This window comes from Pseudoalteromonas aurantia 208, from assembly GCF_014858725.1.
Classification (GTDB): domain Bacteria; phylum Pseudomonadota; class Gammaproteobacteria; order Enterobacterales; family Alteromonadaceae; genus Pseudoalteromonas; species Pseudoalteromonas aurantia.
Genome location: NZ_AQGV01000015.1, coordinates 1076368 through 1095673 on the forward strand (window position 1 = coordinate 1076368; position 19306 = coordinate 1095673).

Consider the following 19306-nt stretch of genomic DNA (forward strand, 5'->3'; position numbering starts at 1 on the left):
ATAAAAGTCAGTGTAGTATTACGTTTTAATACTCAAAATGCACTTTAATTCATTGAAAAATATACTAAGAAAAATTTATGAGCCCAGAAATAATACTTGGATTAATTACATTTGGTATCGCCATTTTTGTTGTCTCTTTGTTGGCAACACGGATAAAAGACAAAGCATATGTTGTGCCTTTTATGGTGTTTTTGATGGTGCAAGGTGTGGTCGGCCTTGAGCCATTAGTGTTTGCGCATTTTGCGCAATTAGAACTTTATTATATTGCACTCAGTGGCGTTCTTTGGATGTTAATTATGCCGTGTATTTGGCTGTACATTGAAGGACTCACAGCAACTTATCGTTGGCAGCTCAAAAGAGCTCATTTATTACACGCTGTGCTGGCGCTGTTTGGTGCAATCGTTGGGGCTGTGGTGTTATGCCTTCCTAGCGAGTCTCAATTTAAGATATTTTACGCCGATGATGCACAGTTAAAAGCCGGTGTTGAACAATTCAGTGCAATACTCGTTGCGTCGTTGTTCTTATTGTGGCTAGTGCAAAGCAGCCTCTATATTTATAAGATATTCAGGCAATTAAAAAGCTACAGAGCAGACTTAAGGCAAGTATTTACGAATGAAACCCATAAATCTTTGTATTGGATTAATGTCACTTTGTGCTTACTTATTGGTAGTTGGGTGTGGTTACTTATGGTGTTGTTCTCGAATTTTAACGAGAAAATACGCTTTGTGAGTGACGTTATTCCAATGATATTGAATTTAGCTGTTGTGTGGTTTTTTTCTATACAGGCATTGCGCCAGCGCCCAGCCTTTGAAACGGTGTATCAAAAGTTGGCTGAGGAGCCTATTGATTTGGCACGCAGCAAAATTAAGTATCAGCGGTCTGCGTTAGGTGATGCACAGTCGCAGCGAATTGCCGACAAGTTAAATAATGCGTTAGTTAGCGACGCGTTATATTTAAACAATGAACTCACCTTATACAAGTTGTCGATACACTTGAATATTCCCGCACACTACATTTCTCAAACATTAAATCAGACCATGAAGACTTCATTTTTTGAGTGGGTAAATCGTTCACGAATTGAAGCCGCACAGGTTAGGCTTAGTAACACAAATGATAGTGTATTAGATATTGCAATGGCGGTGGGGTTTAACTCGCGGTCTGCTTTTTATAGCGCATTTAAACAGCAGGTTGGGTCTACACCGAGTGCATATAGAAAACGAGAAAATAAGTGATGGTTTGATGCATCACCTATTTGGTACGTTATCTATGCGCCGCTAGAATTGATAACTCAATGCTAATTTGTAATTGCGGCCGAGTTCACTTGGGTCGGTGGCACTGCTTGCTGGTGCGCGTAAATAACGTTTGTTCGTTATGTTGTCCACACTAACACGTATATTTAACCCTGAAAGTAGACCGTCTCCTTGATAATGGCCATTGAAGTTATAAACAGTGGCGGTGCTTGTACCATAACCGCGTTGTAAATATTGCTCACTGAGCCTTTGTTGTGAACGATAATGACGTATTTGAAAGCCAACATTCAGTGACTGGCTGAGTTGATAATGACTGTTAAACGTCAGTTTATCAGCGGGGGCTTCTGAATAGGGTTGTTTTGTATAGTCTATATTGCCTAAGAAAAAGTTTGGCACACCCATAACATCCATATTCATTTTAGAATATGCCAAGTATATGCTGGTATTAAGATACTGATAATGGGATTCAACTTCGAAGCCTTCACTGTCTAATCGGCCAATATTTTTAGCACTGTAGTCTCTATGTGTAGCAACCGGTATGCCATTGGTGGGCTTTGGGCCTGGAGAGCCAAAGTGTTTATTGCCCGCGTTATCAAGATAATACATGAAAGGGATATTATCGATGTAATCGTCAATTGTGTTGTTAAAGTAAATGGCTTTTATATGGAACGTGTCCGCGTAGCGTTGGTTTTCGATACTGAATCCAAATCCTCCTTCATAGTTTGTAGATTTTTCAGCTTTTAAATTCGGTTGTGGTTCACTGAAGCAAATCTTACCGCCGATATGACAGCGCCACTGATCCTTTTTATACAATTCTTGCAATGACGGAGCTCTAAATGCTTGGGCAGTTTTTAGATAAAAATTTACATGGCGGGTGGCTTTATAGGTTAGGCCAAGTTCACTAGATGTTGCATCATCACTATTACCTCCAAAGGGTTTGAATGTGTTTGTACGGCGCTGGTATTCGTCATATCTAAGGCCAGCGGTGACTAATAATTGACGGTTAAAAAACTGGCTCTGATCAATAATTGAAATAGACAATGAATCAGCATTACTCTCACCATAGTAGCTGGTACGTATCTGCTCCTCAAACTGATGCTGATCAAAAGACTCATGCTCATAATTAAGCTCAACAGCTAGTTTGTGGCTAACAAAGCCGTCAAATTGAGATAGGTTAGCAAGTCGCACACCGTGACGTTTGCTTTGGCCATAGCTTTGTTTATCATAACTGACTTTTTTATCGCCTCTTGGGATATATCCTTTGGTAATTTTGTCGTAGGTTTTTTTTGCGTAAAATGCTTGAATATCTAAGTCAATCAATGCGCTGACTGGTTGGTAACTATAATTGACCATACCTTCGAGGTAATCGTTTTTATAATCTTCCATTAAAGTCGGGTACTTTATACCTAAGCTGAGTCGTTGGTCATACGGTTGATCGACCGATTTTGTTTTGCTGTAATCAATTTTGCTTTTTAAATAATGTTGAGAGTGAAAGTACCATGTATTTTTTAATGCGACGTTACTGCGCTCGGATTGATTTATAATTTTGTCTGTTTGTGCGACGACTTCTTCGTGGTTTTGTGCACCAACAACGTCAATATCATCATACTCCACGTGGCTCATGGTCATAATAGTATCGGTTGTATCCGTGAGCTGAAATACGTTGATGGACCTGTTCATTGAATCCGAAACCGATTCGTTTTGAACTGAAAACTGAGCACCTATCCCTGTGTTGTCTAAGTAGTCTTCTGCGTCTTTTGTCACCATTCTAATGCTACCGCCGATAGCACCTGAACCAACGGTTAATGAGTCTGCGCCTCGCAGCACTTGAATTTGTTTTAATTGACTCGGATCGACGCCTAAACTGCCAATAGTAGAAATGTTTTGGCTACCATCAGAGTCTGTTTTACGTTTTATGCTATCGACAGATACATGGATACGTTCGCCGTATAATCCTCTGATACTGGGTTGCGCTGACAGTGGTGTGACACTCCCCGAAATATCAACTCCAGGCAGTGCTTTTAATATTTGTGTGAGATCAGCAGATTGACCTCGCTTTATATCATCTGAAGACAGCGCGGAGACTGATGCGGCGACATCATGATTGGGTGCTGTGATTTTATGGCCAAGCACTTCAATGTGTTCATCGGCAGAGGTTTTTTTTAGTTGAGCGTGTGCTTGAGCGTGGATAGCTGCGCTAATACAAAGACAAATGGCAGAGTACTTCATGGTATTAATCCTTAATGGTAATGGTTCTCATTTCGTATTGCGGGGCGCATATTACGCTTTAAAATAGCTAAATACAATAACTAATTACTTTTGGTTATAACAAAGCGCTAAACTTGAACAAAATGGGTTTTTTTCTGGCATGTTCTTTGATATGTTCACGGAGTAGTTGTATTAGTTTGAGTTTTTAAAGGGACATTATAAGGAGTCGAAAATGAGGCAAGTGCTGTTCATACTATTGTTATGTGGCGGGTCATTGACTGCAAATGCAGAAGAGTTTGCAGGGGGTGCTGATATGAGTAAATTAGTGGCTGCTAAGGAGGTTTTGCGTGATATTTCATCGTACCGTAATAAACCCGTTACTTTAAAAGGCATTGTGACCAAAGTATGTAAAAAGAAAGGTTGTTGGATGGCACTTAAAGTCACTGACAATGATGAGATAACCGTGAAAGTGAAAGACGGTGTTATGGTTTTTCCACTGTCAGCTGTAGGACGCAGTGCATTCGCAACAGGTGAAATTGTGACGCGGGTTATGGATTTGGAAAAAACACGAAAATATTTGGCACATAAAGCACTAGAAAATGCAGAACCATTTAACCCGAATGAGGTTACCACGCCGATGTCGGTCCATATATTAAAACCTTCATCGGTCACTATTTTGCAATAGTGCTGGTAATTGTTCGGTCAGTTAAGCACGCAGGCACTAAACTTGCTTCTAAATTTGCTTAAATGAGTTGTGCTTGAGAACATATTACTCAAGATATTATTGGAGTAGCAAAGATGCGTTGGCCTGCAGTTTTTATAGCATTGATTTTATTGCTTTTAATTGGTTGCAAACACGATGTTGAAATAAGTGATGGGGTTGTTCATACGTTTTCGACAGAGTCAATTTCACAGGGGCAATTTTCTGACGACGGTAAACTATTGCTAGGAGTCACCGGTACAGGATCTGTCATGCTCTGGCGGGTTGACTCGCAGCAAGTGGAATTTAAGATCCCAGATCACAAAGTGTTAAAGCCAGTCAAACATGTCGTTTTATCAAAAGATAAATCGCTGATTTTAGTGGCCAATGATAATACTGTCGGCCTGTGGTCTGTTCCAGCCAAAGCAATGATAAGTAAAGTAAAGTTTTCAGGAGTGTCAGCGCGCGCAACGATCACTGCCATGGCATTATCACCACATAAAGACCGGTTGCTTGTGGGCATGGCTGATGGGTCACTGAATATGGCTGATATAAACACGCGATTGAACAATCGTTTTAAGCCACATAGCCAACCCATACGGCATTTAAAATTTGATACTCAAGGCGCGCTTTTTCTCTCGGGTGGGCTAGATGGTAAAATTGGGTTATGGCAATTTGGTTCTTCGGCAGCGCTATTTGAGCAAGAGTTTGCACACCGCGTTACTAGTTTAGCGACCACACGTGATTTCTCTCGGTTTTTTGTTTCAGATGGGTTAAGTGCGCAACATATTAAACAATTAACTTCGGGCGCAGAGCAGGCTAAGCTAAATTATAGTGCGCGTTTTAAAATATTCAGGCAATCAACATTCGTTGAGAATGGGGCGCTATTGGCGACATCTTCTTCTAAATCACATCTGTCTTTATGGCACACAGAAACTGGAGAGGAGTTAGGGACATGGACTATTCAGACCAAAAATAAGGGGGCGAGCATTGTTGCAATGCATGCCGACAATCATGGTAATTTGTTCACATTTAACTCTGATGCGGTACTTGAACGGTGGAATTTGGATTTAATAAAGGCGCTATAGCGTGAATTACTTCATCGGCAGTTTATTGTTACTTTGTACTTTACTTGGTTGTTCAGACCCTTTTGTTGCACAAGCTCAAAAGCGTTATGTGCTGAGTGAAGAACGTGTACTTGACGGTAAATTATCACACGATGGTGAATGGGCTGCATTAGTGATGGAAGGGCCAAGTGTTAATATATGGGATGTGCGTTCTAAAAAGGTGGTATTTTCTTTGGCAAAAGAGGCATTGCCCACCACTATAAAAACGTTTTTATTCAATAAGCAACACCGTTTGATTATTGTTGCGGGGAGTAACGTACTACAATTATGGGATATAAATACGGGTAACCTTGAAGGGACCCTCAATGTATCTGGTTTTGATGAATTAGCAAGAATTACAACTTTGCAATTGTCACTAGATGCTAGGTTAGTGGGAATAGGCATGACGGATGGTTCGGTGACGCTTTTTAATCGCGAAAACAAGCAAGCCCGTAGAATAGTCCCTCACACAAGCAATGTAACTCATATTCATTTTTTACCTGATAATATTAGCGTATTAAGTGCTGCTCATGATGGCTATGTCAAAGCGTGGACAATGGATGAAGGGAATACGTTATACTCAGTCAGGTACCCTTCACGAATTAGTACGCTTTCGGTGGCACGTACAGGCAATGATATGTTTGTGTCAGATAGTCTGAAAACTCAGCAAGTGTTAAATGTTAGCAATGGGAAATTGAGCAAGCAGTTAGATTATATGTCTCGGTTTAAATGGTTTCGACACGCATTGTTTCTTTCCGGTTCGCCCTACCTTTTAACTTCGTCGCCAAAATCAGAGTTAACTGTGTGGCATATGTCTTCTGGTAAAGAGGTATTAAGTTGGCATATAGAGGCTGAATCAATGGGTACAACCTTGTTTGATATGATTGAGTTAAGCAGTGGTAGGTTAGTGACTCTCAATAGTGAAGCCGTTGTAGAACATTGGCATACCGATGAGTTACTTTTTTTAGGAACGCAATAATAGCGAATAGGCTATTACAATGTATACTGTGTCAAAAAGATAGACAGGCAGCCTCGGGTTGCAGTCATCATGTGCGGGTTTTAAATGGATGATAAAATGCGGTTAATACTGAAATGTTTGCTGGTCGTTGCTTCGTTGCTTAGCTTGAAGGTACTGAGTTATGAGCCACAATTGACTGTGGAGCAGTGTGCACGATTTAATCAAGAAGCCGCGAACATTCAGCTATTAATTAAAACGGCATCTGGGGTACAGCATCGTCAGTTATCCAATCGAGCGGGGCGTTTAAAAGAACGCATAGAGGTATTCTGCCAAAACCCCACCGAACTTGAATCACAAATTGTTGTTGCTTTAAAAGTACCTGTAAAGTTGGCAATTTCGGGGCAAGCACAAACCGAGAATAATGCCCACTCTCAATTATCAAGTTATCGTGACCAACGAAAACAACAAGCATGGCAACGTTTTTATCAACGACCACCGCACTGCGATTCCTATAAAAATAATATGGCGGAGTTAGTTCGTTGTAGTGATGAGCAAGCAGCACAAAAATTACTTTTTGAACGACAGTGGGCAATACGTCACCCTGTGAAAACCGCTTTTACGACAGAACCAAAACATGCGGAACAAGAGCAAAAGATCAGTGATGTCATTAATACCCACACTAAAGTAGTAAAAGCCTCAAAGCCTAAAGTGGACCTTCGGGATCCGAGCTTATACGTCTCATCAGTCTCTAAAGTTGAAGATATATCTTCAGGGTTTATACCTTTATGGCAGTATATTGGGGAGTATGTTATTGCGGTTATATTATTGCTGGTATTTTTGTTTGTTATAAAGTTGACGAGCCCTTATATCACCAGAATGGCCAAACGACACTTTAGTGATCACTACCTAAAATCGACATTAAGAAAAGGGCTTCTAAAAACGCATTACAGTTTGCATCATAATTTGATGTTGCCAACCGCAAATGGCAACATCAAACTAGATCAAGTCATTACTTCCAAACACGGGGTGTTTTTAATTGTTAGCCAATCTCAACTGGGTGATGTATATGCAGACAGGCATTCAGAAACATGGATAGAGAGAAATAAAAAACATGAAGCGCATTTCACCAACCCGTTAAAATGTTTGGATCAACGTTTAAGTTTGTTGAGAGAGCTGATAGGTCTTGACGATGAAGTGATAGGCTTAATTGTTTTTAATCAGGAGGTGACATTTAAAACCCCAACGCCTGCAGAAGTATGTTTATTGGCTCAATTGATTAATCGTATTGACTGTTACCAAAGTAACGTGTTGGATGTTGCGAAGGTGGAAAAAATAAACCGCTTATTGATTGCGTATTCAGCAAGTAACACAGGAACTGTTGCCAAAAAGCCAGATGATGAATCGAAACCACTTACCACCGAGTCTTTAAGTAACACCGCCGAGTAGCATAAAACCTCATCATTACAATTTACTATGGGGTAGTTACATACATATCAATGTAAATACACATGAGTTTGATAATTAATATTATTTAAAATAATATGTTGTGATAATTGCAATGTATAGGGTGAATGTGTTTATGACTAAAAAGCAGCTATTTAAGCTTCATAGTTGGGTCGGTTTGTTGTGTTTACTGCCATTTTTATTGATTTGCTTGACTGGCAGTCTTTTGGTTTTTAAAACAGAGATTGACCGTATTTTACTGCCTGATGAAACAGTTGTTTTTGCTTCAGAAGAACGCATGCTAGAAGATGACTTGCTTATCGCTGTGCGTCAACAATTGCCAGAGTATGAGTTGGGGAGCTGGGAACTGCTCGGTAATAATGGCGAGGCAGATCGAATATATTTAATTAAAAAAGGCACAAATATTTGGTTTAAAGCCCATTTGAACCCCTACACTGGCAAGGTTCTAAGTACACCTGAGCATTTACATCACTACTTGACCGACTGGTTAGTAGAGTTACATTACACATTATTACTCAATGATATTGATGGACTTGATGAGCACCTAGGGACTGCATTCACCAGTATTTTTGCACTGTTTCTAATTTTTTTAGGCATCTCAGGTTTAGTCATTTATCGGCAGTTTTGGAAAAGAGTACTGACACTGCGCTGGGATCAGCGTTTGTTGGTTGTATTAAGCGATATTCATAAAATGGTTGGCACATTATCGTCACCAGTATTACTCATTTTAGGTGTGACGGGTGGTTACTACAATATCTCTATTTATATTCATGAATGGCAAGAGCATCAACAGCGGCCAGAACATCATATTATGCAAAAGCGTCTCTATGTTGATGACGTTAGCATCACAGAGATGGTTGTCACAGCACCGGACTATGTAGCTGGCTTCAAGACTACCTACATTTTATTTCCGACAGAACCAAATCAAAATATTACCTTATTTGGACAAGTTCCGACATCTAACCCGTTACTGAGTGACTATGGCAGTATGGTGACGTTTGATAGCCAAACAGGGCAATATCTAAGCCGCTATGACATTCGTGAGCAGGGTTTTGTCACTGTGATGATTGATACATTTCGTAAACTACACTTTGGTAATTTCGCGGGGTTGGCCAGTAAAATTATATACAGTATTGTTGGATTAGCACCAATTCTCTTGGGTATTACGGGGCTATATTTATGGTACTCCCGCCGACGCAAACGCATAAAACAGCGGACTAAAACCAAGCTTGCTTCACTCTATTCATAGAGCTGATGTGCAAATAAGCGTTGAGGTGACGTTTTTGTTATAGGTATACGAATTTAAGACGATGTTATTGATGTTTCTAGAATGTGTAGAAGGTAATTATTTATTCCAAAAGGGATTTATATTTCGATATACAATAACAAAGTAAACATTTATAAAACACAAATGAGAGTTGTTATCATTTGTGTTTGTTGCTAATATGCGCCTCCTATTTTTGAGGTAACCACCTCTTGTTGCAGTATTTTTAGGAGTTTGTATGCAACCTTCGCGTTTTGGTTTTGGTGTGAGTTCACTGGCTATATCTGTTCAGTTAGCTTTATTTGGCAGTGTCGCAGTTTCTGCAAACGTTATTGCACAAGAGGAGACAGCCAACGAACAAAGTGTTGAACGTATCAGTGTATACGGCCGTCATAATCAGCTTATTTTAGACTCTGGCACCGCCACAAAATCAAATATGGCTTTGATGCAAACACCAGCAGCGGTTGTTGTGGTAGATAAATCACTATTGTTAGATCAAGCCGCGCTCACTTTGCAAGACGCTGTTCGCAATGTGAGTGGTTTATCACAAGCAGGTAACAACTATGGCGTTGGTGACAACCTGATATTACGTGGACTCGGGGTGAGTTATACGTATGACGGCATGTACGGAGGCGCAGACTTAGGTAATAGTTTTAACCCAACGCGCACGTTGAGTAATGTTGAAAGCATCGAGGTCTTAAAAGGGCCGGCTACTGGATTGTATGGTATTGGTGCCGCGGGTGGTGTAATAAACCTTGTTGAAAAAAAGCCCTTGGATATAGAACAGTATGAAATTAAAGCGACGGCAGGTGCCTGGAATACATACGGTGTGATGATTGATGCAAGTAATGTGCTCTCTGAAAAATGGGCATACCGTTTCGTTGCTAACCATGACAGTACGGATGGTTTTAGAAGTTTAGGGTCCGAACGTAATGAGATATATGCCTCATTGAGTTTTGAACCCAATGATAAACATCGTTTGTTACTGTCGACTGCATACATAGATGATGAAGTACAAATTGACTCAGTGGGTGATCCGGTAAGGATTTTAAATTGGGATAGCATTGAAGGTAACCCTGGTGTTGTTACGGCAGGTATGCTGCCCAATGACACCAATGCAGATGGTGATGATAAGTTAGGTATTAAATTAACACAGTCACAACGTATTGAACTTGCCAATTCAATTTCTGCATCTGATGGGTTACATCCTTTTGATTTAGGGTCTGGTAACTTAATTTCACCGTTGTCAAAGCCTAACCAAGGTGAAGAAAAACGCGTGAAACTTCGTCATGATTGGTACTTTGATAATTCGTCAAGTTTTACACAACAACTGTTATATCGAGAATACGACTCTAACTTTATTCGTCAGACCGGTGCGTACAATTATGTGTATTGGGAACGCTATGGTGAAATTAATGCTGATCCGCGCGCACCGTTATTAGTCGGTGACACGGTTTATCCGTACGCAGCACGACGCCAAGAATACAGAAAACAAATCGCCAGTGAGAAAACATGGCAATATTTTGCTGACTTAAAATTGAGTTGGAATTTCGGTTCAGTGGTTGGTGAGCACTTAGTCAGTGCAAACTATGAAAGCCGTGATATGGCTTATAAAAGCTGGTCAATATATGACGAAGATGGCACGGGTGAAGGTAAAAATGCATTGCCTTACATTTTAGATATTCGCAATCCGAACTGGCCAACGGGTGCATTTGAAGATTATAGCCCTACGTTACGAAGCAATTATGACAAAAAACTCACAGCGTATGGGATCAGCGCTCAGGAAGTTTTGTACGTCACTGATGAATTAACGGTCCGCTTAGGCGCAGCCCATACAAAGGTAGAGCAAAAATATCAACATAAAGGGACTGACCGCACTCCAGGGATCAGTGATGAAATTGATACCAGTGACAGTGGTTTTACCTTTAATGCGGGGGCCAATTACCAGTTTACTGAGCAGCTTGCCGCATTTATTAACGTTGCGAAAGGTCGTACCGCCTATAGTGTGTTGGGTAGTTTGATTGATACCAGCGCGCCCAGATATGAAAATGAAGAGAATCGACCAGATTCAGAGTCTGAATCAATCGATTTAGGTGTGCGCTTTACCGCATTAGATGAAGACTTGATTGGATCGGTGGTTTGGTTTGATACGCGTCGTACGAACCTTCGTTATAATAATGAGCAATTTAACGATAATCCAGATGATGCAGAGTATAATATTGATGTGCCGCAGTACTTTTATGATGATGAAAACAAATCAGACGGAGTCGAAGTAGACATCAATTTGGCGATTAATGATGTATTGAGTATGAATGTGAATGCCACTTGGCAAGATGCGGTTGAGATTCGAAGCAATAAAGCATCAGGTCAAAGAAAAGGGATCCCAGAGAAGTTAGGGAGCATATGGCTAAATTATGATTTAGCATTAGCGCAATTAAACGCACCCTTAAAGGTCAGTTTAGGAGCAAGCTATATTGGTGAGCGTACAATTAACGCTGCTAATTTTGGATTACCAACATCGACCATTGGTAGCTATACGCGTTGGGATGCAGCGGTTGCATATCATACTGAAACATACTCACTTAGGTTAAATTTAGAAAATTTAACGGATGAAAAATATTATGCTAAAGCACTCTTTTTAGGTGGTTTACCAGGAAATGAACGAAACGTTAAATTCACAGCAAGCTATACATTTTAAATTGTAGAGATAAAAAATAGCGAACAATACGGTTAATTGATAAAGCCCTGATAGTGATATCAGGGCTTTGTGTTATCTGACTAAACAATTAATATTAGTCAGTAAGTCCACGGGGGCGGTGTCTTTTAAGTCATTTAGATATTCTTCAAATGGTGGGAAGTCAACCAGCTCTAGGCCACTTTGCGGCAGCCATTGTCCAAAAAGCCAATCATACGGTTTTTCCAGCTCCGCATAATCACCTTTAAACAATAAACTCACACAATTGCCTGCGGGCACCGTTACGACTTTTAATTGTGAGCCTAGTTGTTCTGCTTCATCAGGTGCAATACTGATGCAGGCAAGTGATGTGAGCTGTGATTGTTCAACAGATTTTGGATCATCGTAGTATAAACCAAAAAACCGTGTTGCTTCATTGATGAGGTTATGGGCGCCAGCAATAACGGTCAATTTTTCAAACGCTTGGCCAATTTTCATATAATCACCATGGTGTTCAAGACCTATGAGCATGATTTCTGGCGTGGTGTGCTGCTGTATATTAAACATAAACGGATACTCTTTCTTTGATAAAGGATAAAACGCAGAGTGGTCAACCAAGGGTGTACTTCGTAACTTTCTATACACGTCAGGTGTTTGACCATAGTGTTTGCTAAAAGCGCGGTTAAAGGCGGCAACACTGCCGTATTGTACTTTTGCGGCAATTTCAGCTTGACTCATATCACTACGTAGTAACATTACAGAAGCTTTTTGTAGGCGCATTCTCCTAACGGTTACATTAACAGGTTCACCCGCAAACTCACGGTAAATACGATGAAAATGATAGGCCGACATACATGCTCGATCTGCCAATGTATTCACATCAAGATCCTTATTTATGTTGTCATACATATAATCAATCACGCTCAGAAGTCGTTGTTGATAATGGTTACGTGTGATGGCTTTCATGTCATGCTCCGTAATATCGTATTGCGAGTAAATCTATATAAATGTACTTGCTTATGCAATGGTGGTTACTTTATGCGATATTGAATTGATAATGTTTGCTTTCTTTCAACATGATTCTTTTGTATTGCCATTTGAAATTGATTTGTAAACATGGGGGATCTGGCATAAAGTTAATTGAGCTGAATGCAATAGTCCTAACATGTTCATGCTGTGTTGCTGTCGTTCACTGTAGCCAGGCTAATTATATGAGAAGTGTATTTCAACAATCACGATTAAGCGTGTGTCATACCCTGTTGTATGTCATAGTTTTTTTTATGTGTTTGCACGTTAATGCAGGTCAACCAAAGTACGATTTAACGCAAGGTGGGGCAGGAATAAGTCGAAGTTTTTCATATGTTGAAACCTCAGATGTGGCGACGTTTGATTATGTATCTACCGCGAAAGAGCTAAAATGGCAACCACACCATAAAGATAATCTGAATTTGGGAATTACGCAGGGAACATACTGGTTTCGACACACTTTCTCTCTTCATGGTAATACACCGCAGGATGTCATGTTTGAAGTAAGCTACCCTTTACTAGATGATTTACAGTTATTTATTGAACATGATGGAAAGATATCCTCTTATCAGTTGGGGGATCAGCAACCCTTCTCAAATCGTCCGATAAAACATCGCTTTTTCTTGATCCCTTTTGTTATTCGACCACATGAAAACGTTCAGTTATACGCTCGCTTGAAAACATCCAGTGTGATGATATTACCGGTAAAACTGTGGAAGTTTTCAGACTTCACACAAAGGAACCAGATAAATACCCTTATATTAGGGGCATATTTTGGGTTGATGTCTTTGTTGTTTGTTTACGTTTTTTCTTGTGCGGTGATCACACGCAAGCATGTTTATGGATATTATCTTGGTTATATTTCAAGTATGACGTTGTTATTGTGTAATTTATCGGGCTTAAGTTTTCAGTATTTTTGGCCTAATAGTATTTGGTGGAATGGACAGTCGAGTATTTTTATTCTGTACATTATTGTTCTTTTTGGCATTTTATTTAGTCGTAATTTACTTGTTATAGAGCACGCTTACCCTAAGTTTAATCGGTTTTTACGGTATCTGACTGTTGCCGTTGGGATGATGGCAATAGCGTCACTCGCACTACCGTATGAACTTATTTTGGCACCGACCATTTATTTTAGCATGGCATGTTGTGTACTTGGACTGGTAATAGGCTACCTGAGAGTTAAAGATGGCTTAGAAGTGGCTAAGTTTTATAGTATCGCTTGGGGAGGGGCGTTATTTGGTGGGTTAGTTTTGGTCGGTACTAAAATAAGTTTAGTGCCTTTTAACTGGTTTACTGAGCATGCGCTGATGTTTGGAATAAGCTTTGAGATCTTATGTTTATCGTTTGCAATCGCAAAAAGTTTGCAAATTGAGCGCAAAGAGAAAATTGCCTTGAAAGACTCGTTAATGACACATTTAGCGAATGCCAAAGACACCTTAGAGCAGCAAGTATTACAACGCACTGCTGAACTTGAAAAGGCAAATATACAGTTAATGCAATCCTCTATAACAGATGCTTTAACCGGAGTAGCGAATCGTCGACGGTTAGATGAATTTTTAGATGTAGAATATGCACGCGCGGTTCGGTTTAACTATCCGATATGCTTGTTAATGATAGATGTTGATTATTTTAAGCGCGTAAATGATCAATATGGGCATCAAGTTGGCGATACATGCTTGAAGCTGATTGCAGAGCTTATTTCCAATGAAATAACTCGAGTCGGCGACTTAGTCGCCCGTTACGGTGGTGAGGAGTTCTGTATTGTTTTACCTTATACCCATGAATTAGATGGTGCAAATATAGCGCAAAAAATTAGAGAAAGTATTGCTGCTCAGCCCATAATGAGCAGCGCAGGCGCTATTGAATTAACAATCAGTATTGGAGTCGCAGGCCATCAGCCAGACTGCAATATGCCGCTTACGCAACTTGAACTGGCTGATAAGGCATTATATACCGCAAAGAGAAACGGGCGAAACCAAGTTGTGATGGCCAGTGAGATGCATGAAATTAAACTGAGGTAAATGGCGACTTTCATTGGTATGAATTGAGTGGCTACGTTTGATTAATGGGGTATTAAGGTTTGGCCGTGAATGTCTGCTTTGTGCTAGAAACGGATCATCAGCATAACTCATTTCTGCCCCATTATGCGTTAGACCTTTTACTCATTCATATCGTGTTAACGTGGTTTTGGATTAGTTTTAATTATGGTTCACTCTTGCTTCTTGCTACCAACTTTTAAAGTAAAAAAGTATTACCATAATAATGACACCACATGCATAAAAGAAGTATTATCGTCTAGTTTTTTAGTCATTATGCTGCGTGTAAGTAAGAATGCTTATTAATATACAGTTAACTGGCATGCTGAAATGTGCATCGCAGGTATAGATAAGTACATATAAAAAAGACTAAGTGAGGATAATTAATTGAAATTGGAATTCCTAGTTCTTGTGAAGAACGATGATTCATTTTGCAACAGTAAAAAAGCATTTATTGACTTTTTAAAGGTAGACTCCCTTATCTCTATTACAGGTCAAAAGCTAACTTTTAAGAGAACCCAAAAGTCAAAGCCTTTAATCACCGTCAAGTTTAGAGTAGAAACAGATAACATTCCTTCAAATAAGGAACGTTACTTTTTAATAGTGCTAGAAAATACAAAGGAAGATCTCGTTGGCGAGTTTTCTGAAGTTGGTAATAAAATTAAAGAGATTTGCAAAAGAATCAACCCAGAATCTACAGTAATAAATGTATTATGGGATGATATAGGTAGGCACTATGCCTACTTAGCATACCCGCTGATTAATGACGTAGAAAATGTAATGCGTAAATTGATCAGTAAGTTCATGTTGATCAATGTTGGTATGGACTGGTCAAAAAAAACAATGCATCCTGATTTGGCATAAAAAATTGAAAAGTTCGAAGACGAAGACACTCACTTAAATGACCTTTACAAATTGGACTTTATAAATTTATCCCATGTTTTGTTCCAAAAAAAACGGGATATTACTCTTGACGACCTCGACCGTGTTTTGGCTAAAACTTCATTTGAAGATACTGATAAGGCTAAGATTTTAAAATATGTCCCTAGATCTAATTGGGAAAAATACTTTTCTACTTTGTTAGGTGAAAACTCACAAAGTCTTGAGAAGAAGTGGGAACTTCTTTATAAACTAAGAAATAAAGTTGCTCATAATCGCTTTTTGACGAAAGAAGATTTTGAACGTGTGAAAGGGCTAACCTCCCAGGTCAAAGAAATTCTCAAGGTTGCAATCAATAAGCTTGGTGAAATTGATTTAGATGAGGAGGATCGAGAGTTAATAATACATTCGTACCAATCTGAATCGCCTCATGCTCAAGCATATCTAGCAGAAAAAGCTGTTGCTGAATATTACATGAAAGGTGGATTTGAATTAATAGTTCCTGAGTTTCGAAGCTCTAGGTATGTGACCGACTTTATTGTAAGAAATTCAAACATTTCAATCGCAGTTGAAGTTCGATCTTTATCATTAAGAAAACTGATGGTTTCATTAAAAATGAGGTTAGAAAAATCAATATTTATTATTGAGAAGTACATTCAAGAGCAAAGTATTGACAATGGTGAACTAGTCATTGTTTTGAGGGATTCCCCTGAATTTATTACCTCTTCAATATTCTTAGAACGAGTTAAAATGCTCAGAGATGAACTTAACTCTAATATCAAAATAAAATTTGGAGTTATAAATCCAGAGTCTGAATTTGAATTGGTCGATTTATAATTCAGTAATAGAAAGCGACTATCTGGCTGGCTAGCTTCAGCCAGTTAACAAACCAAGTAATATGCGATAAACGTGAGTATGTTACCATAAGAAATTGGTTTACAGCGACAAGTGGCTTATAAAAAAACTGTTTAAGAGGGTTCGCTACGCGTAGTATTTTCACTATGCGTTCACCCCTTAACAAGGCGTTACCCTTACTTTTCCTAATACCTACCAGCCTAAATAGAGCTGTATCCATAACACGCTTTTGTTTATTTTCGTTTCAGGCTTTTCGGGCTAAAACATTTCTGCCCCATAACGTGTTTAAGCGAATGGCTCTAAAGAGCGAACAACGGCAGTTACAATTTCCTAAATCCATACTTTTCAGCCTCTGAATTTACAACTTCCCCCCATATTCAAGAAAACGCGCAAATTGTGCACTTTTATCTTTCTAAAAAATTAACAATATGCATTTTTAATAATGCTGGTAAAGAGTTACCATCTTTGTTAAAACTACGCATCAAGAAAAGTATGCGATTACAAATCAGAAATATGCGCGATTTGCGCACTATTAAATTGTTATAACTGATGGAGAGTGCATCAAATTGAAGACATTTTTAAGTTGGTCTGGAAATAAAAGTCATTCAGTTGCTTTAGCTTTTTCGGATTGGATACCATGTGTTATACAAGCAGTTGAGCCATGGATATCTTCGAAGGATATTGACCGAGGTTCAATTTGGCTTAATGAGATCTTTGAGCAATTAAAAGATACTAATTTTGGTGTTGTTTTCGTTACAAAGGAAAATCAAGATAAACCTTGGCTCCTTTTTGAATCGGGAGCTTTGTCAAAAGGGTTGTCGGAAAATCGAATTTGTACGGTTTTAATAGATTTGGATGTTAGAGATATTGATGCTGGCTCACCTCTTAGACATTTAAATCATACAGTACTAGAAAAGGATAGCGTCCTTGCTTTAGTGAAAACTATTAATGAAAATATAAAGGAAAGTACAATTCAAGGAAAACACTTAGAGACATCATTTAATGCGCTTTGGCCAACTTTAAATTCTGAATTACAAGAAATACTACTCAATGAGCCTGTTTCAGAGGAGCCACGTCGAGATGATGCAGATGTTTTAAATGATATTCTAGATAATGTATTAAATATTAATAAAAAAATATCTCGACCCAGTTTGATGCGCCATGGTCATCACATACCCCCAATTCATGCGAAAGTATTGGTCAAGAATTTAGTGAAAATGGCGCTAGATTACGGTGATATTGTTGAAGCTGTTGGAGGTGTTATTCCTGATGGCTGGTTAAAGAAAGAGCTTGGATCTTACGGAATGTATGATGAAGATGATGAAAGTTAAGTTATAACAAACACATTAAAACGGAACTCCAACAGTTGGCTTATGTGGGAGTTACGGCTGTCCGCTTATGGCACACAACTGTCCTTCAGCTCTAAATTGTATCTTTCCATTGGCGAGTTTGCTCTGACTCGCCTATGTCCCAAAATGAGTTAACTTAAAAACTCTAAGGCAGCTTTGAGTGAATAGCGGACGTTGAATTTTTCAGAAACTCAAGTTTATAGCATTTTAACTAGTAACTTGCTCCTATAGTCATGGAAACGACCCATTGGGTCGATATTAAATTGTTATGTTGCAAAAAGGTTCTGACATATATGTCGAATAAACGCATTCCAATAACTAAATTATTTATAGCGATTTGTGCTCTATTGGGCGGCAGAATAATTTGTTCTTTGGTTAGTATCTTAAGTGTTATTCTTTTAAGCTATGACCCCCACGAAAAAATTTATGTGTGGGATTTTGTTCTAGCTTGGAGTTTGCCTAGTTTTATTATAGGTTTATCAATTGGCTTTTTAATTGACAGCTATATAAGTAGTAAAAAAACTCATGGAAGAAAAGCTTATTTTGAGCCTCCACCAGTAGATGGAAACGGCGAAGTTTAGCTATGTAGTATTTCAACATAACAAACGCATCAAAAATGACGTCAAACGCTTGGCTGACGCTCATTCTTCGCTAATTTTAGCCAAGCATTATCCGCACTTTATGCGGGCGTTAGGCTTACCTTGGAGTTGCTTTTGATAACCGAAACAAAATATAGGTTACTTGTTCAAGAAGGGCATTTGACTATGTCTAGTTTGATTGGGGGGCTTAACTCTTTACGAAAAGCTAATATTGATGACATTCACCGAGGACTTTTCTATTCCGGACTTTTTGAACTTGCTACTGGCTTTGAAAGGCTAATGAAAATTGTTGTTTTACTTGAACACAAAATTTCAAACAACTTAGAAAATCCAACTAACAAACAGCTGAGAAGTTTTGGTCACAATATATGTGAGCTTTATAGTACTTGTGGAGAGCTAGCCAAGAAGCATCGAGTTCATATTGAAATGATCCCAAACGATGTTCAAAATGACATGCTACTTGTGCTATCTGACTTTGCTAAAGGCTCAAGGTATTACAACTTAGATGAGCTTACTTCTCAAAATAATAATAAAGATCCTATAGCGCAGTGGTTATCTGTAATTCAGTATCATATATGGGGGTTAAGAAGTGACGTGAGAGAAAAGTTACAAGAAGATGCTCTTAAATATGGTGATGTAAGCCATTGGTATCAAAATCTTAATGGAGAATGGATTACAGACATTGATTTTTATTATTTTTTCACTGCAACAGAAAAAGCCAGTTATCATGTGAGTTGGTCAATTATCTCACTATTACGCCCCTTCTATTATCTGTTACAAGCACAAACTATAAAGTTGCATGATATGCAAAACTCTCTACCTGAGAAGGTTCCTGAAGATCTTCCGCATATGTATGAGTTTTTCTCTTTTCTACTTGAAAACAAAAGTAGTGTGTTAAGAAAGAAGCAGTGGGTTTGGGGGAAATAAGCCTAACA

15 protein-coding genes are annotated in these 19306 nt (G+C 38.9%); 13 read left to right on the forward strand and 2 right to left on the reverse strand.

From position 1 onward, the window contains the following. Positions 1-77: 77 nt before the first annotated feature. Entirely contained in the window at positions 78-1232 is a 1155-nt protein-coding gene (locus tag PAUR_RS22755) for a helix-turn-helix domain-containing protein (protein WP_192510000.1), read from the forward strand. A 42-nt stretch (positions 1233-1274) separates the two neighbouring features. Here PAUR_RS22755 and PAUR_RS22760 read toward each other — a convergent pair whose 3' ends face one another. Next, positions 1275-3479, reverse strand: a complete 2205-nt coding sequence (locus tag PAUR_RS22760) for a TonB-dependent receptor domain-containing protein (RefSeq protein ID WP_192510001.1) — start codon at positions 3477-3479, stop codon at positions 1275-1277. Positions 3480-3690: 211 nt separating this feature from the next. Between PAUR_RS22760 and PAUR_RS22765 the strand changes: the two genes are divergently transcribed. The 6 genes from PAUR_RS22765 to PAUR_RS22790 all read left to right on the forward strand — a co-directional run bounded on the left by PAUR_RS22765 (position 3691) and on the right by PAUR_RS22790 (position 11648). Continuing rightward, positions 3691-4143, forward strand: a complete 453-nt coding sequence (locus PAUR_RS22765; protein WP_192510002.1) for a DUF4920 domain-containing protein — start codon at positions 3691-3693, stop codon at positions 4141-4143. 113 nt (positions 4144-4256) lie between these two features. After that, positions 4257-5246, forward strand: a complete 990-nt coding sequence (locus PAUR_RS22770) for a WD40 repeat domain-containing protein (RefSeq protein ID WP_192510003.1) — start codon at positions 4257-4259, stop codon at positions 5244-5246. A 1-nt stretch (position 5247) separates the two neighbouring features. Further along, a complete protein-coding gene (locus tag PAUR_RS22775; protein WP_192510004.1) occupies positions 5248-6243 on the forward strand; it encodes a WD40 repeat domain-containing protein in 996 nt (331 codons plus the stop codon). Positions 6244-6339: 96 nt separating this feature from the next. Beyond that, positions 6340-7668, forward strand: a complete 1329-nt coding sequence (locus tag PAUR_RS22780) for an NERD domain-containing protein (RefSeq protein WP_192510005.1) — start codon at positions 6340-6342, stop codon at positions 7666-7668. 133 nt (positions 7669-7801) lie between these two features. Continuing rightward, entirely contained in the window at positions 7802-8935 is a 1134-nt protein-coding gene (locus tag PAUR_RS22785; protein ID WP_192510006.1) for a PepSY-associated TM helix domain-containing protein, read from the forward strand. Between the two features lie 253 nt (positions 8936-9188). Further along, positions 9189-11648: a TonB-dependent receptor gene (locus tag PAUR_RS22790; protein ID WP_192510007.1), complete on the forward strand. Its 2460-nt coding sequence runs from the start codon at positions 9189-9191 to the stop codon at positions 11646-11648. Positions 11649-11720: 72 nt separating this feature from the next. On the opposite strand, the gene PAUR_RS22795 is transcribed toward PAUR_RS22790, so the two are convergent. After that, the gene (locus tag PAUR_RS22795) at positions 11721-12590 is read right to left on the reverse strand and encodes an AraC family transcriptional regulator (protein WP_192510008.1); all 870 of its coding nucleotides are present in this window, start codon (positions 12588-12590) and stop codon (positions 11721-11723) included. 245 nt (positions 12591-12835) lie between these two features. Here PAUR_RS22795 and PAUR_RS22800 point away from each other — a divergent pair, with 245 nt between their 5' ends. From PAUR_RS22800 to PAUR_RS22820, 6 genes are all read left to right on the forward strand, one after another. After that, the gene (locus tag PAUR_RS22800; protein WP_192510009.1) at positions 12836-14674 is read left to right on the forward strand and encodes a sensor domain-containing diguanylate cyclase; all 1839 of its coding nucleotides are present in this window, start codon (positions 12836-12838) and stop codon (positions 14672-14674) included. Positions 14675-15100: 426 nt separating this feature from the next. After that, positions 15101-15553, forward strand: a complete 453-nt coding sequence (locus PAUR_RS23725) for a hypothetical protein (protein ID WP_225738556.1) — start codon at positions 15101-15103, stop codon at positions 15551-15553. A 51-nt stretch (positions 15554-15604) separates the two neighbouring features. Next, positions 15605-16405: a HEPN domain-containing protein gene (locus tag PAUR_RS23730; protein WP_225738557.1), complete on the forward strand. Its 801-nt coding sequence runs from the start codon at positions 15605-15607 to the stop codon at positions 16403-16405. Between the two features lie 584 nt (positions 16406-16989). After that, entirely contained in the window at positions 16990-17754 is a 765-nt protein-coding gene (locus PAUR_RS22810; protein ID WP_192510010.1) for a toll-Interleukin receptor, read from the forward strand. A gap of 311 nt (positions 17755-18065) precedes the next feature. Beyond that, the gene (locus tag PAUR_RS22815; RefSeq protein ID WP_192510011.1) at positions 18066-18353 is read left to right on the forward strand and encodes a hypothetical protein; all 288 of its coding nucleotides are present in this window, start codon (positions 18066-18068) and stop codon (positions 18351-18353) included. A 183-nt stretch (positions 18354-18536) separates the two neighbouring features. Further along, positions 18537-19298 (forward strand): hypothetical protein, encoded by a 762-nt coding sequence (locus PAUR_RS22820; RefSeq protein ID WP_225738558.1) that lies wholly within the window; start codon positions 18537-18539, stop codon positions 19296-19298. Positions 19299-19306 lie beyond the last annotated feature (8 nt).